This window comes from Pigmentiphaga sp. NML080357, assembly GCF_002188465.1.
GTDB lineage: Bacteria > Pseudomonadota > Gammaproteobacteria > Burkholderiales > Burkholderiaceae_B > Pigmentiphaga.
The window spans coordinates 166,033-179,619 of sequence record NZ_NINW01000026.1 but is presented as its reverse complement, the minus strand read 5'-3'; the positions used below and the strand labels follow the sequence as shown (position 1 = coordinate 179,619).

Annotated in this window: 15 protein-coding genes; 9 read left to right on the top strand and 6 right to left on the bottom strand. The window is 64.8% G+C overall.

Translation table 11 applies throughout. From position 1 onward, the window contains the following. The first annotated feature begins 133 nt into the window (after window positions 1-133). Genes CDO44_RS10955 through CDO44_RS10940 form a run of 4 tightly spaced genes read left to right on the top strand, consistent with a single transcriptional unit; the run spans window position 134 to window position 3,864 of the window. Window positions 134-1,393: a YeaH/YhbH family protein gene (locus CDO44_RS10955; RefSeq protein ID WP_087780264.1), complete on the top strand. Its 1,260-nt coding sequence runs from the start codon at window positions 134-136 to the stop codon at window positions 1,391-1,393. Then, window positions 1,390-2,919 (top strand): SpoVR family protein, encoded by a 1,530-nt coding sequence (locus tag CDO44_RS10950; protein WP_087780263.1) that lies wholly within the window; start codon window positions 1,390-1,392, stop codon window positions 2,917-2,919. The genes CDO44_RS10955 and CDO44_RS10950 overlap by 4 nt, the downstream gene beginning before the upstream one ends. A gap of 54 nt (window positions 2,920-2,973) precedes the next feature. Then, window positions 2,974-3,489 carry a 3-hydroxyacyl-[acyl-carrier-protein] dehydratase FabA gene (gene fabA / locus CDO44_RS10945; RefSeq protein ID WP_087780262.1) on the top strand — a complete coding sequence of 172 codons (516 nt, stop codon included), beginning with the start codon at window positions 2,974-2,976 and terminating at the stop codon, window positions 3,487-3,489. Window positions 3,490-3,546: 57 nt separating this feature from the next. Further along, entirely contained in the window at window positions 3,547-3,864 is a 318-nt protein-coding gene (locus tag CDO44_RS10940) for an NIPSNAP family protein (RefSeq protein WP_087780261.1), read from the top strand. A gap of 102 nt (window positions 3,865-3,966) precedes the next feature. Here CDO44_RS10940 and CDO44_RS10935 read toward each other — a convergent pair whose 3' ends face one another. The 5 genes from CDO44_RS10935 to CDO44_RS10915 all read right to left on the bottom strand — a co-directional run bounded on the left by CDO44_RS10935 (window position 3,967) and on the right by CDO44_RS10915 (window position 9,185). Next, on the bottom strand, window positions 3,967-4,923 hold the full coding sequence (locus CDO44_RS10935) for a sterol desaturase family protein (RefSeq protein ID WP_087780260.1): 957 nt from the start codon (window positions 4,921-4,923) through the stop codon (window positions 3,967-3,969). Beyond that, entirely contained in the window at window positions 4,910-5,722 is an 813-nt protein-coding gene (locus CDO44_RS10930; RefSeq protein WP_087780259.1) for a polysaccharide deacetylase family protein, read from the bottom strand. Before CDO44_RS10930 ends, CDO44_RS10935 begins: the two co-directional genes overlap by 14 nt. Beyond that, the gene (locus tag CDO44_RS10925) at window positions 5,706-6,662 is read right to left on the bottom strand and encodes a hypothetical protein (RefSeq protein ID WP_087780285.1); all 957 of its coding nucleotides are present in this window, start codon (window positions 6,660-6,662) and stop codon (window positions 5,706-5,708) included. The genes CDO44_RS10930 and CDO44_RS10925 overlap by 17 nt, the downstream gene beginning before the upstream one ends. Window positions 6,663-6,899: 237 nt before the next feature. Continuing rightward, window positions 6,900-8,069: an ABC transporter substrate-binding protein gene (locus CDO44_RS10920; protein WP_087780258.1), complete on the bottom strand. Its 1,170-nt coding sequence runs from the start codon at window positions 8,067-8,069 to the stop codon at window positions 6,900-6,902. Window positions 8,070-8,150: 81 nt separating this feature from the next. Beyond that, the gene (locus tag CDO44_RS10915) at window positions 8,151-9,185 is read right to left on the bottom strand and encodes an aromatic ring-hydroxylating dioxygenase subunit alpha (RefSeq protein ID WP_087780257.1); all 1,035 of its coding nucleotides are present in this window, start codon (window positions 9,183-9,185) and stop codon (window positions 8,151-8,153) included. Between the two features lie 158 nt (window positions 9,186-9,343). Between CDO44_RS10915 and CDO44_RS10910 the strand changes: the two genes are divergently transcribed. From CDO44_RS10910 to CDO44_RS10900, 3 genes are all read left to right on the top strand, one after another. After that, a complete protein-coding gene (locus CDO44_RS10910; protein ID WP_087780256.1) occupies window positions 9,344-10,039 on the top strand; it encodes a TetR/AcrR family transcriptional regulator in 696 nt (231 codons plus the stop codon). Between the two features lie 260 nt (window positions 10,040-10,299). Then, complete coding sequence (locus tag CDO44_RS10905) at window positions 10,300-10,623, top strand: hypothetical protein (RefSeq protein WP_087780255.1); 324 nt, start codon at window positions 10,300-10,302, stop codon at window positions 10,621-10,623. Window positions 10,624-10,718: 95 nt separating this feature from the next. After that, window positions 10,719-11,435 (top strand): MgtC/SapB family protein, encoded by a 717-nt coding sequence (locus tag CDO44_RS10900; RefSeq protein ID WP_087780254.1) that lies wholly within the window; start codon window positions 10,719-10,721, stop codon window positions 11,433-11,435. Between the two features lie 134 nt (window positions 11,436-11,569). Here CDO44_RS10900 and atpC read toward each other — a convergent pair whose 3' ends face one another. Then, window positions 11,570-11,947, bottom strand: coding sequence for an ATP synthase F1 subunit epsilon (atpC, locus tag CDO44_RS10895; RefSeq protein WP_087780253.1), 378 nt, complete (start codon window positions 11,945-11,947; stop codon window positions 11,570-11,572). 240 nt (window positions 11,948-12,187) lie between these two features. Between atpC and CDO44_RS10890 the strand changes: the two genes are divergently transcribed. Both CDO44_RS10890 and CDO44_RS10885 read left to right on the top strand, forming a co-directional pair. Then, entirely contained in the window at window positions 12,188-12,733 is a 546-nt protein-coding gene (locus CDO44_RS10890) for a PadR family transcriptional regulator (protein WP_144389504.1), read from the top strand. A gap of 32 nt (window positions 12,734-12,765) precedes the next feature. Next, the gene (locus CDO44_RS10885) at window positions 12,766-13,581 is read left to right on the top strand and encodes a siderophore-interacting protein (protein WP_087780252.1); all 816 of its coding nucleotides are present in this window, start codon (window positions 12,766-12,768) and stop codon (window positions 13,579-13,581) included. Window positions 13,582-13,587: the final 6 nt, after the last annotated feature.

Below are 13,587 nucleotides of genomic sequence, written 5' to 3'. Positions count from 1 at the left end.
GCAGATTCGTCAGGCTGACGTTGCCGCGCTGTCGCGGCAAACAGTGCTCGATCTGCTGATATTGGGCTTCGGTGATTTCCATACCCGAAGTATACGAGCAAATTCATTTAGTGTGAACACGCCCTAGGTGAATATGAATTCACTCATCGATAGGCGGCTCAACGGCCGTAACAAGAGCGCTGTCAACCGAGAGCGCTTCATCAGGCGGTACAAGGAGCAGATTCGCAAGGCGGTACGCGAACTGGTCCAGGAGCGGTCCATCGAGGAGATGGACCAGGGCGGCGAAATCAACCTCCCTGCCAAGGACATCTCCGAGCCCAGCTTCCGCTACGGCAGGGGCGGGGATCGCGAGATCGTCCACCCGGGCAACCGGGAGTTCGCCAAGGGGGACAAGATCGACCGGCCCCGGGGCGCGGACGAAGGCGACCCCTCGGAGCCGGGCGAAGGCGATTCCGTGGACCAGTTCACGTTCAGCCTGTCGCGGGACGAGTTCCTGAACCTCTTCTTCGAGGACATGGAACTGCCCCACCTGATCCGTACCCAGCTCGGCGAAATCAACCAGCAGAAGTGGCGGCGCGCGGGCTACACCACCACGGGGTCCCCCAGCACCCTGAGCGTCGGACGCACGCTCAAGACCTCGCTGTCGCGGCGCATCGCGCTGGGCGGGGGCGCCCGCCTGGGGCTGGAAGAGGCGCAGCAGAAGCTCGACGAATCGGAAGAGGAGGGCGCCTCGGAAGACGAACTCGACGCCCTGCGCGCCGAGATCGAGGCGCATCGTTCCAGGCTCGCGCGCGTGCCTTTCCTCGACTCGCTCGACCTGCGCTATCGGCACCGCGTGGTGGAGCCGTCGCCGGTGGCGAGAGCCGTGATGTTCTGCCTCATGGACGTGTCCGGTTCCATGGACGAGAACAAGAAGGACCTCGCCAAGCGCTTCTTCACGCTGCTCTACCTGTTCCTGTCGCGCAAGTACGAGCGCGTGGACCTGGTGTTCGTGCGCCATACCGACAATGCGGAGGAGGTGGACGAGCATACGTTTTTCCACGATCCCAAGAGCGGCGGCACGGTCGTGCTGTCCGCGCTCGAGCTCATGTACGAGATCGTGAACGAGCGGTATTCGCCCGCCACCTGGAACGTGTACGCAGCCCAGGCCACGGACGGCGATTCCTTCGGCGCCGATGCCGCCAAGAGCGCACGGTTCCTGTCCGAGCACCTGCTGCCGCTCACGCGCTATTACGCCTATATCGAAATTCCTGATGTGGACGAGATGCGCAAGAGCAGCCTGTGGGCCGAGTACGAGCGCGAGACGGCGCCGCATTTCGCGATGCGGCGGATACGCGAGCGCCGTGAGATCTTCGGGGTGCTGCACGACCTGTTCAAGAAGGAGACCGCATGAGCGTTGCTCTGGATCGCGAAGCGCCGCCCGGCGGCGTCAAACCTCTTTCCACCACTTCGGAATGGACCTTCGAACTGATCCAGCGGTATGACGAGGCCATCGGCGAGGCGGCGCGCGAGTTCGGGCTCGACACCTATCCGAGCCAGATCGAGATCATTACTTCCGAGCAGATGCTGGATGCCTATGCCTCGGTCGGGCTGCCCATAGGCTATCCGCACTGGTCCTACGGCAAGGAGTTCATCCGGAACGAGCAGGCCTACCGCCGCGGCGTCCAGGGGCTGGCGTACGAAATCGTGATCAACTCCAATCCCTGCATCGCCTACCTCATGGAAGAGAATTCGATGGCCATGCAGGCGTTGGTGATCGCGCATGCCTGCTATGGCCACAATTCCTTCTTCAAGGGGAATTACCTGTTCCGGCAGTGGACCGAGGCGGACGGCATGCTGGACTACCTGGTGTTCGCACGCAATTACGTCATGGCCTGCGAGGACAAGTACGGCATCGGACCGGTGGAGGCGACGCTGGATTCCTGCCATGCGCTGATGTCGCACGGTGTGGACCGCTACCGGCGCCCGCATCCCATCTCCTACAAGGAGGAAATGCACCGCCAGGCCGAGCGGGAGGAATATGCCCGCCAGCAGTACAACGACCTGTGGCGTACAGTACCCACGCGCGACCGGGTCGAGCGCGAGGGCAAGCCGAACGTCTTTCCGCCCGAGCCCGAGGAAAACATCCTGTACTTCATCGAGAAGTACTCGCCTACGCTGGAGCCGTGGCAGAAGGAGCTGGTGCGCATCGTGCGCAAGCTCGCCCAGTATTTCTACCCGCAGATGCAGACCAAGGTCATGAACGAGGGGTGGGCGACGTTCTGGCATTACACGCTGCTGAACCGGCTGCACGAGAAGAAGCAGGTGACAGACGGGTTCATGATCGAGTTCCTGCAGAGCCATACCAACGTGGTGGCGCAGCGGGGATTCGACCAGCGGGGCTACGGCGGCATCAATCCCTATGCGCTGGGTTTTGCGATGATGCAGGACATCCGCCGCATATGCGAGAACCCGACGCCGGAGGACCGCGCGTGGTTCCCGGATATTGCTGGCAGCGACTGGCTGAAGACGCTGGACTTCGCGATGCGCAATTTCAAGGACGAGTCGTTCATCGCCCAGTTTCTTTCGCCGAGATTGATCCGGGAGTTCCGCTTTTTCGCCATCGCGGACCACGAGGCCAATCCCAAGCTCGAGGTAGAGGCGATCCACGATGACGACGGATACCGGCGCGTGCGCCGCCTGCTGGCGGATCAGCACAACCGGGACATGCTGGTGCCGGATATCCAGGTGGTTCGCTATAACCGGGACTCGGATCGGTCTTTGGTGCTGCGTCACGTTGCGATGCGGGGGAGGCCGCTGCAGTCGGAGGATGCGGACCAGGTGATGAAGCACCTGGCGCGATTGTGGGGGTTCAAGGTCAGGCTGGAAGAGGTCGACGCGGAGGGCAATGTCAAGACGTTCCGGGAGAGAGCGCCTTGATGGGGCTCCGCTAGCGCGCAGCTATAATGGCGGCCTTCACCCGAGGGATCTTACATGCTTGAACAGACTGCCTTCTCCCGCGAAGACCTGCTGCGCTGCGCGCGCGGCGAATTATTCGGGAAGGGCAATGCACAGTTGCCGGCGCCCAACATGCTGATGTTGGACCGTATCACCCACATCTCCGAGCAGGGCGGCAAGTATGGCAAGGGGCAGGTCATTGCCGAGCTGGATATCCACCCCGACCTGTGGTTTTTCGGCTGCCATTTCGAAGGCGATCCCGTGATGCCAGGCTGCCTGGGCCTGGACGCCATGTGGCAATTGGTCGGCTTTTTCCTGGGATGGCAAGGCAACCCCGGGCGCGGGCGGGCGCTGGGTTCCGGCGAGGTCAAGTTCGTTGGCCAGGTACTGCCCACCGCCAAGAAGGTCACCTACAACATCGACATCAAGCGCACGATCAACCGGACCCTGGTGCTGGGCATCGCCGACGGCACCATGAGCGTCGACGGCCGGGAGATCTACACGGCCGAAGGCCTGCGCGTGGGCCTGTTCACTTCCACCGATTCGTTCTGACCCCGGGGCCGGCACCGGCGTATCCGGGCGGCCGCGATCTTTGCTGAGGGATCTCCCATGCTCTACGACGTTCGCACCTACACCTGCCGGCCCGGCACGATCAAGAAGCAGCTCGAGATCTACCAGGAACTCGGTTTCGAGGTCCAGAAAAAACACCTGGGCGAGCCCGTGGTCTATCTGCAAACCGAAACCGGCAATGTCAACAGCTTCACCCACATCTGGGTCTACCGCGACGCCGCCGACCGCACCGCGCGCCGGGCGGCGCTGCAGCAGGACCCGGATTGGCATGCCTATCTGAAGAAAAGCCTGGAGCTGGGCTACCTGATTTCGCAGGAGAACCAGCTGATGGTGCCTGCGCCGTTCTTCAAACCTTAGGGAAGCCCATTTCCTGCGCGCTGACGCGCGTGCCCCTCAAGGGGCAGCACCGGTGGTGCCGGATCCGCTGTGCTCGGGGTAGAAGAGAATCGCCGGGGTAACCTAGCTGCGTCCGATCAATCTCTTGATCCCCAGCCACTGCTGGACGAAAAAGCCGCGGCCGTAGTCCCGGGCTCCCCGCTCGGGCAACTGGTCGCTGATCCCCGTGGGTCCATAGTTCCCATCGAAGCGGGCTGTCCGGAAAAGAACATCCCAGAACGGAAACAGCACGCCGAAGTTGTAATTGGCTTCGGGGGCATCGGCCACCGGAGCCGGCGCAATCGCATGATGATGGCGATGGAAGCGCGGCCCCACGAGCAGGTACTGCCCCACGCGCCCGAACCCCACCCTGAGGTTCGCATGCGACAGGCTCTCCACCAGCCGGGTAATCACGACGACTGCCACGAACTGCCCAGGCGGCACGCCGATCAGGTGGGAAACCAGCACCACCACCAGGTCGCGCAACAGATCGCTCAGCAAGTGATTGCGATTGTCGGACCACATGGTCATCTGGCGCTGGCTGTGATGCACGGCGTGCAGCGCCCATAGCCACCGGTACCGGTGCTCCGCGCGATGGAAAGCATAGTCGACGAAATCGAAAATCAACAGATAAATGATCAGGCTGACCCAGGCGCGATCCGTGACGCCCGGCCAGATCTCATCCACGTGATAGGCCGAAAAACCGAGGACGTGCAATTGGCCGAACAAATGATCCGCCAGCGGCTGCGTCGTAAAGAACAGCACCAGCCGGAACAGGCCCAGCGAATGGATGGCCGTATAGAGGATGTCCAGCCGGACCGCGGCCCGGTCGATCACTTTCTCGGCAGGACGCCAGCGCTGCAGCGGCGCGAACACCGCCAGCATGATCGCCAGCTGCAGCACCCCCAGCAGCAGCCACATGGTGCCGTCGTAGGCATCCTCGAGTATGCTGCCCAGCCCCAGGTGAAAGAGCAGGGGTTGCACCAGCGTTTCGAACAGCCATTGCTGCGTGCCGGAGAAAAGATCGCTAAGGATTTCCATGGACGTGATGCGTGGCCAGCCAGGCCCGGTATTGCGGATGTTCGGCCAGCGTGGCAAAGCAGAAACCTTTCTGCTTCAGGCCCTCGATGAGGGGCTCCAGCACCGCCGGCGCCCATGGGTCCTGCCGCGACCAGATACCCAGGTGGGCCATCAAGATATCGCCAGTCCGGATGTTGCGCAAGGCGCGTTCGAGCAGTGTCCGGTTGGGATATTTGTCGCTGGGCAGCTCATCGCCCAGAAAGCCCGCGGACGCCCAGCCGACGTGCCGGTAGCCGCAGCGCTGCTCCGCCGTCTCGAGCAGCGCAGGGGAAGTCTTGCCGCCCGGGGCGCGGAACAGGGGCAGCATGGCGCGCCCGGTCATCTCCTTGAACCGGGTGGCGCTGCGATCCAGCTCGGCACAGTATTCGCCGGCGCGCATGACCTGGCTGCGCCCGGCCCGGGGGCCAAACGCCGGCTTCACGCGGAAGCGGCCGTCCGGCAGGTCGGCTTGCCAATAGACATGGTCGTAGGTGTGCGAGCCGAAGACGTGGCCGTGCGTGGCCAGCGCCTTCCACCAGGGGGCCCAGCGGTCGTCCAGGCTGGTGCCGCCGTCGCGCGTCGTTTCGTTGGCCAGGAAAAAACTGGCCTTCACCTGCTGGCGGTCCAGTACCTCGGCCACCAGGGGCGCCACGCCCATGTGGCCGGTATCGAAAGTCAGATAAACCGGGCGGGTGCAACCGGCGGCGAGCGCCGCCTGGCACGAAGCGGCCAGGAGCAGGGCGGCCGAGATCGCCCGGGAAAGCCTATTGCCGCCGGGCATGGGCGAGCGTCCAGACACCATGCGGAGAGCGGCCCACCTTGGTCTGGTGGACGACCGCTTTCTTGGCGGTATCGATCACGGTGAGCTTCTTCGCCCAGCGCGACGTGACGAGTATGGTCTTGCCGTCGGCCAGCACTTCCATGCAATCGGGTCCGCCTGGCGCGGGGTAGGCGTCGACCACGGTCATGGTCTGCAAGTCGATGCGGCTGATGGTGTTGGCCACGCGGTTGCTGACGAAGACATGGCGTCCATCGCCCTGGGCGCGAAAGGCGTGCGCGCCGGCGCCGGTCTCCAGCCGCTGGACGAGCTTGGCCGGCGAAGTGGCCAGGTCGTAGACCTCGACGTAGCGGTCGCCGGTCAGGGCGACGAGCAAATAGCGGTCGTCGCGGGTGATGAAGACGTCGGCGGGGGTCTTGCCGACCGGAATGGTCCACAGCGGCGCCTGGGTGGACAGGTCGATGGCGATCAGCTGGTCGCTGTCCTGCAGCGAGACGTAGAGATTGCGGCTCTTGCTGTCTATGGTCAGATGGCTTGGGGTGCGGCCGGCGGGGATGCGCTTGACGAGCCTGGGGTCGCCCGAACCCGCCAGTCCGTCCCATTGGTAGATGTCGATGTGGTCGAGCCGGTTCGCCGCTGTCACGAACCACTTCATGTCGGGCGAGAACCGCAACTGGTAGGGATCGACGATGCCGGTCAGCGTGCGTTGCACGTTGCCGGTGGCCGGATCGAGGAAGGTCAGCGAGTCGCTGGCGGCATTGGCGACCAGCAGCGATTTTTCGTCCGGCGTGAGGTAAAGATGGTGCGGTTCCTTGCCGGTGGGGATGCGCCGCGTTTCGGTATAGGTCGTGGGATCAAGGATGCTGACGGAGGCGTCCAGCGAATTGAGGACGATGACCGGAGGAGGCGGGGGCGTCGCCGAGGCGCCGAATACCGCGCACAGGCCGAGGGCGCCGGCCGCGCGGGCAAGAAGCAGAGATTTCAAGGTTGGATCCCGCAGGTTCTACAACGCCGCCGGACGCCGGTGCGGGCGCGCGGACAGCCAGCCGGCCGGGCGGCCGCCAGAGTTCGCATAGTCTAGGCGGGGCGGGCGGGACTTGGTGTCGTTTTTGGGCGAATGTTGGTTTTCCGCGACAGGGGGCGGGCGGCGGGGGAGCGCTCCTCGCCGCCCCGCCTACTTTCACGAAAGCGGACACTGCCGGTGGTAGGCGTCGGGCTGTTTGCGGAACGGCGTGGCCAGCGTCTTGAGGTTCAGGCGCCCCTGGCCGTCCCGGGCCACCTGCAGCACGTGCATGTCCTGCAGCGGGAAGTGATTGTTGTTGAAGCGGAACTCGCCCCGGACCGACTGGAAATCGGCCTGTTTCAACGCGGCCATAAATGCCGGCTTGTCCGCGATCCGGCCTTGCACCTTGGCGATGGCCGAGTCCAGCAGCAGGGCGGCGTCATAGCTCTGCGCGGCGTAGTTCGAGGGGATGCGCCGATAGCGCCGTTCGAAGTCCTGGACGAAGCGGCGGCTCTGGGCGTTGGCGAAATCGGGAGCCCAGAAGCCTCCCGTGATCATGCCCAGCGCCGAATCCCCCAGCACCGGCAGCGAGATCGCGTCCACCGTGAAGGTGGACAGCAGCGGGATGTCCTTCAGGCCCGACTGGGCATATTGCTTGGCGAAGCTCACGCCCAGGCCGCCCGGGAAGAAGGCGAACACGGCATCGGGCTGGCGGGCAGCCGCCTGCGCCAGTTCTGTCGAGAAATCCAATTGCTGCAAGGAGGTGTACAACTCGTCGGCCAGGGGCGATTTGTAGTAGCGCTTGAAGCCCGCGACCGTATCCTTGCCCGCCTGGTAGTTCGGCGCGAGCACGACCACGCGCTTGTAGCCTTGGTCGGTCGCGTACTGGCCCACCGCTTCGGAAGCCTGGTCGCCTTGCCAGGATGTCATGAACTGGTAGGGGGAGCAGCGCGGACCGGCAATCTGCGACGGCCCGGCGTTCGAGCCGATGACGAAGACCTCGCGCTCGGTCAGGTACCTGTGCACGGCCAGCATGACGTTCGAGAACGAGATGCCGGTCACGATCGGCACTTTCTCGCGTTCGACGAGGCGCCGGGCGGCCTGGTTGGCGACATCGGGCTTGAGCTGGGTGTCCTCGCGGATGACTTCCACCGGATAGCCGCCGAGCTTGCCGCCGTTGCGCTCCACCAGCAGCATGAAGCCGTCCAACTGGTCCTGGCCGACGGCAGCCTGCGGGCCCGTCAGCTCGCCCATGAAGCCGATCTTGATGGGGGCCTGGGCATGAAGCGCGCCGCAGCCCAGGAACAGGGCGGCCGCGGCCGCCACGCTACGCAAGCGGTGGTACATGATGTCTCTCTCCTCGTGGGTGGGGCAGATGTCTGCCAAGCGGCGGCCGGAATCCGTCGTCCCGGCCTGCCTGAATGGGCGCTACGCCGCGCGCGCGGCTTCGGCCTTGCGCAGGCGTTCCAGGGTATGGCGCATGCGCACCGGTCCCAGGTCGACGTTCAGCAGTACCGGCTTCATGTCCCAGAAGTCGGCGTCGCCCAGTGCCGCCTGCTGCGCGTCGATGATGGGCTTGTCCTGGTCCTCGAAGGCGATGCGGCGCATTTCCGCGAGCCGCGCATTGGTCTCGGGATCCAGCTCGGGGCCGGGCGGACGGGCCGCGGCGAAGTGATAGTGGGTCGTGCGCGAAGTCTCGGGCGTGAGGATGTGGATGCCGTAATACCAGGCGCCGCGTTCGCGCGATTCGCCGGGCGCGTGGACGCCGGTGTCCAGGAGGAAGCAGCCTGGCGGGTCCCACCGCATGTTGGTCCACATGTCCACCGGCTTGCCGTCGCGGCGGAACAGCATGTCGAAGACGCCGGGCACCGATACGTTGGGCATCCAGCGATTGCACTGCAGGCGGTCGCCGTCCTGGATGACCTCCTGCTTGGCATGGACCTGTTCGGGGCTGCCCAGCAGCCCGTCGTGCAGGAAGCTGATGTGGCTCAGGTCGAGCAGGTTCTCGCCCATGAGCTCGTAGTTGGCCTCGATGTGCAGACGGCCGCGGCTGGTTCGATAGCCCGCGCCTTCGTCCAGCATGCCGTAGTCGGGAATGAGCGAGGCATCGGCCGGTTCGTCGCCCATCCAGATCCACAGCATGCCGTGCCTGTCGTGCACGGTGAAGGCTTCCACCCGCGCCGCCGCGGGGATGCGGCCGTCGCCGTGCGGATTCTTGACGCAGGCGCCGCTGCAATCGAACTGCAGGCCGTGGTAGGCGCATTCGATCACGTCGTCTTTGAGGCGGCCCATGCGCAACGGAATGAAGCGGTGCGGGCAGCGGTCGCGCAGCGCCACCGGTGTGCCGTCCGCCTTGCGGTAGAACACCACGGGCACGTCGAGCAGGGTGCGGCTGAACAGTTCGCCCGGCTTGACCTCGTCGCTCCAACAGGCCACGTACCAGGCGTTTTTTACGAAGGACATGAGACGTCTCCTTTGCGTCGTTATTGGATTACTCGCTTGGATGGATTTATACAAACAGAGTGGACGGTTTGTAAGTAGCGAAAAACCCTAGGACGGCTGCATGGCGTCCCGAGGGGGATAAGATGCGCCTTGGTCGTATTCACGATACGAAGGGAGCAATGCAAGAGACTCGTCCAGCCGCGCCACCCACCTCGCCGGCGCCGGCCGAACCCCGCACCACGCAGCGCCGTACCCAGGCCAATCGCAGCCGCGACGCGCGCGAGCGCCTGCTGGCCGCCACCATAGAGGTACTGATGCGGTCCGGCTACAGCGGCCTGACCACCAAGGAAGTGGCGCGGTGCGCCGGCATGTCCAACGGGGCCTTGATGCATCACTACGCCACCAAGGCCGAGCTGGTGGTGGCGGCCACGGCCGAGGTCTACGAGGAGTCCATCCGACGCGGCCAGCGCGAGGCGCACTCGCCGCAGGCCATCGAGCGCCCGATCGAAGGTTTCATCAAGGATTGCTGGAGCGTCTACTTCGACTGGCCGTTCATCGCCGCCATCGAGGTCATCATGGTCGCGCGCACCGATGCGGACCTCATGAGCAAGATCCTGCCTGTGATGGAGCGCTATCGTTCATCGACCAATGCGCTGTGGCTGGACGTATTCCAGCGGGCCGGTTTTACGCGCGAGCAGGCGCTGGTCGCACTGAACCTGTCGCTGAACCTGGTGCGCGGCATGGCGCTGAACAATCTCTGGCAACACGACGAGGCGCATTACGAGCAGTACATCCAGGACTGGGTGCGCATCGTCTACCAGCAACTGCCGCGCCGGGCTGTCCGCCGCGGCAAGCCGTCGGGACGCACGGCCTAGGGTTGTCCCTAGAGCGGGGCTGGGCTAGAATCATGGGGTTCCAACTTTTTTCGAGGCAAGTCGTGGATAACGACGGCAGTAGTCGCGCCATTTCGGCAAACGCCGCTTAGCAGGTCCGCAGATTTGTCTGCCGCGTCCTGCCAAGCCAGGATGCGGTTTCCCCGATCCCCGAGGTTCCCCGTCTTCTTGCGCCTGCCCAAGGCAGGCCGCCGCGTTCGCCGAGCGGCATGGTCCGTCTTCCTGTCTGCCAGGAGGTCATCATGCGTTTCGCCAACATCCTGGGCGCCTGGCGCGGCAAGGCCGCGCGCGCATCACGCAAGCGGGTGCAGTCCTACCGGCTGACCGTTTTCAGCGCCAACCCGAGGCTGGACCGGCTGCGCCAGCATCTGCACGCCGAGCTCTCTGCCAGGGATTTGCGCATTTCCCAGATGCGGGTGGCTAGCGCGCCCGCCCATGATTCGATCCACCGCATGTCGGTCACCTTGCAGTGCCCGCCCCATCTGCGCGGCGCGCTGAACGCCGTTGCGCTGGGCCTGGGCCGGCATCCCGACATCCAGCGCGTGCGATACGAACAACTGCAATAAGCCTTGCGGCAAAGGCGCGCTATGCTGCCGGCCGAGCGGCCGGCAGCCCGCATTCGCCTTGCGCCGCCGGCCACAACAAGAACAACGAGGTCCTCATGAAGGCTCTTGCCAATATCCAGACCCTGGAACTGCTCGATACGCTGGTCAGTCTGACCACCGCGTTCGTGCTCGGCGCGCTCGTCGGGCTCGAGCGTCAGTACCGGCAGCGTACCGCGGGCTTGCGTACCAACGTCCTGGTGGCGCTGGGCGCCGCCATCTTCGTCGACATGGCGATGCGCATCGCCGGGCCGGAGGGCGCCGCGCGGGTCGCGTCCTACGTGGTATCGGGCGTGGGGTTCCTGGGTGCGGGCGTGATCATGCGGGAAGAGGGCAATGTGCGCGGCCTCAATACCGCCGCCACGCTGTGGGGGTCGGCCGCCATCGGTTCCTGCGCGGGCGCGGACCTGATCGCCGAGGCCGTGCTGGCCACGGTGTTCGTGCTGGCCGCCAATACGCTGCTGCGGCCCGTGGTCAATACCTTCAATCGCAAGCCCGTGGACGTTCTGTCGTCCGAGGTCACCAGCATCATTCACGTGATCACCGGCACGGCCCATCGCACCGCGGCCATGGCTGCGCTCGAGGCCGAGCTGGAAAAGGAGAACTACCCGCTGGGCGATCTCGAGGTGGTGCCATTCGGCGACGACGAAATCGAAATCAAGGCTACGCTGATGGCGACGTCCATCCAGGGCTCCGATCTGGACCGGGTGACGGCCAAGCTGGCCGGCAATCCCGCCATCGCCCAGGTGTTCTGGGCGCCGAGTATTTCGGATTGATGGTCGCCTGGCGGACGATGCCGATTTTTTGATCGATCTGTTGCCAGGCCCGGTAGGCCGGGCCTCGCCTGTCCATATCCCAGGCCTATCCCCAGGCTTGTCCACAGCGGCCGGGGATAACTCCCCGTTACAGATCAGCGCCCCCGCTTCAGGCTCGTCAGCAGCTCGGCCCGCGCGGCGGCGTAGCGCATCGCGTCGAGCCGGTCATGCGTACGGTTGAGGGCCTGGGTACGCGCCTGGCTGGCCCGGGCTTCGTCCATCCCTGTCGTCCGCACCGCCGTATCGGCCAGAACCGTCACCCCCTGGGGCATGACTTCGGCCAGTCCGCCGGACACATAAACCTGCTCGTCGCCTTCCTGCCGCCGTATGTAGATCACTCCTTCCCTGAGCCAGGTCAGGAGCGGGATGTGGCCCGGCAGTATGCCAAGTGATCCTTCCTTGCCCGGAAGCCGGACGAAGCTGGCGTTTCCGGAGAAAACGGTGGCTTCCGCATTGACGATGTCTATCAGCATGATGTCCTAGTGCCGACGTCCGACCCCCGGGACGGCTGCCCGGCGGATGGGCGAAGTGTTTCAAAGCGTGTCTCCATGCGGGTTTGGCGACGTCATCACCATGCTATCCCCAAGCTTGTCCACAGAAGTGGTGGATAAGCCACCAGACCCGTCCGGGACGCTGGTTCTGGTGCTATTTATGTTTTAAGATATATCGGAAAACATGTTTTTAGATATAGTGTGCATGGAGTGGAAACAGTGATGCAAGCCGGCAATACCGCGCCCCCCGGACGTGGCCTGGGCATGCGAATGGGACGCAAGCTAGCGGCGGAGGACCTGCAACTCATTCTCCTGGCGCTGCTGGAAGAACAGCCGCGCCACGGATACGAATTGATCAAGCAGTTGTCCGAACGGTCGTCCGGTTTCTACAACCCCAGCTCGGGCATGGTGTACCCGGCGCTGGCCTATCTCGAAGACGTCGGCCATGCCGTCGTCAGCGTGGAAGGCACGAAAAAGCGCTACAGCCTGACAGAGGAAGGGCGCATCCATCTGGACCGCCATCGCGAGCAGGCCGATCGCATTCTTGGGGACCTCGAGCGGGTCGGCGCGCGCATGGCCCAGGTACGTCGCGTGTTCGAAGGCGAAGACCGTCTCGACACCATCGCTCCGGGTACGCCCGAAGACCTCATGCTCGCACGCTATGCGCTCAAGCAGGCCCTGCATGAAGTCGGCGCCTGTGATGCAGGCGAAGCCATGCGCATCGCCGCCATTCTTCGGCGCGCCACGGCCGAGATCCTCGGCAAGTAGGCCGCCATCCCTGTAACGATTCTGGAAGAACCATGGAAAAAATCGAACGAGCGGCTCGCCGCATTCGCCACGAACTCAAATTCCGCCTGCTGCAGGTGCGCGCGGTCAAGCCGGTCACGCCGCGCCTCTTGCGCGTGACGCTGGGTGGCGACGATCTGGCGGGCTTCGTCAGCGCCGCCTATGACGACCACGTCAAGCTCTTCTTTCCCGCGCCCGGCCAGGAGCGGCCCGCGGTGCCGTCGCCCGGGCCCAACGGCATGGTCTTCCCCGAAGGCCAGCCTCGACCGCCTGCACGCGACTACACGCCACGCCGGTATGACCCGGCGGCCGGCGAACTGGACATCGAATTCGCGCTGCATGGCGACGGTCCGGCGGCCGAATGGGCGCAGCAGGCCGCCGTCGGCCAGTACCTGGGCGTAGGCGGCCCGCGTGGCTCGTTCGTGGTGGACGGCGCGTTCGATGGCTACCTCCTGGTAGGCGACGAGACGGCCTTGCCGGCCATCGCCCGGCGACTGGAGGAGCTGCCCGCCGACGCACGCGCCACGGTGGTGGTGGAGGTGGCCGACGCGGCCGAGGAGCAGGTTTTCTCCACGCGCGCGCAGGCGCAGGTCCACTGGATCCATCGCAATGGCGCGCAGCCCGGCAATCCCGAGTTGCTTGCGGGAGCGGTCTCCGCGTTGCGCAAACCGGAGGGCGACTGGTATGTCTGGGTGGCCGCCGAGTCGGGCGTGGCCAAGCGCGTGCGCCAGATACTGGTGCAGAATTGGCAAGTGCCCAAGGAATGGATCAAGGCCGCGGGCTATTGGAAGCAGGGGGCCTCGGCCACGCACGAAAACCACGAGGACTGAACCGCC

What these genes read in the sequence shown, in the direction of transcription:
- CDO44_RS10930 (WP_087780259.1), bottom strand. Translation starts at nt 5,722, where the DNA reads ATGCCCGGCGGCAATAGGCTTTCCCGGGCGATCTCGGCCGCCCTGCTC.
- CDO44_RS10910 (WP_087780256.1), top strand. Translation starts at nt 9,344, where the DNA reads ATGCAAGAGACTCGTCCAGCCGCGCCACCCACCTCGCCGGCGCCGGCC.
- CDO44_RS10935 (WP_087780260.1), bottom strand. Translation starts at nt 4,923, where the DNA reads ATGGAAATCCTTAGCGATCTTTTCTCCGGCACGCAGCAATGGCTGTTC.
- CDO44_RS10885 (WP_087780252.1), top strand. Translation starts at nt 12,766, where the DNA reads ATGGAAAAAATCGAACGAGCGGCTCGCCGCATTCGCCACGAACTCAAA.
- CDO44_RS10900 (WP_087780254.1), top strand. Translation starts at nt 10,719, where the DNA reads ATGAAGGCTCTTGCCAATATCCAGACCCTGGAACTGCTCGATACGCTG.
- CDO44_RS10950 (WP_087780263.1), top strand. Translation starts at nt 1,390, where the DNA reads ATGAGCGTTGCTCTGGATCGCGAAGCGCCGCCCGGCGGCGTCAAACCT.
- CDO44_RS10905 (WP_087780255.1), top strand. Translation starts at nt 10,300, where the DNA reads ATGCGTTTCGCCAACATCCTGGGCGCCTGGCGCGGCAAGGCCGCGCGC.
- CDO44_RS10920 (WP_087780258.1), bottom strand. Translation starts at nt 8,069, where the DNA reads ATGTACCACCGCTTGCGTAGCGTGGCGGCCGCGGCCGCCCTGTTCCTG.
- CDO44_RS10915 (WP_087780257.1), bottom strand. Translation starts at nt 9,185, where the DNA reads ATGTCCTTCGTAAAAAACGCCTGGTACGTGGCCTGTTGGAGCGACGAG.
- atpC (WP_087780253.1), bottom strand. Translation starts at nt 11,947, where the DNA reads ATGCTGATAGACATCGTCAATGCGGAAGCCACCGTTTTCTCCGGAAAC.
- CDO44_RS10955 (WP_087780264.1), top strand. Translation starts at nt 134, where the DNA reads ATGAATTCACTCATCGATAGGCGGCTCAACGGCCGTAACAAGAGCGCT.
- CDO44_RS10890 (WP_144389504.1), top strand. Translation starts at nt 12,188, where the DNA reads ATGCAAGCCGGCAATACCGCGCCCCCCGGACGTGGCCTGGGCATGCGA.
- CDO44_RS10940 (WP_087780261.1), top strand. Translation starts at nt 3,547, where the DNA reads ATGCTCTACGACGTTCGCACCTACACCTGCCGGCCCGGCACGATCAAG.
- fabA (WP_087780262.1), top strand. Translation starts at nt 2,974, where the DNA reads ATGCTTGAACAGACTGCCTTCTCCCGCGAAGACCTGCTGCGCTGCGCG.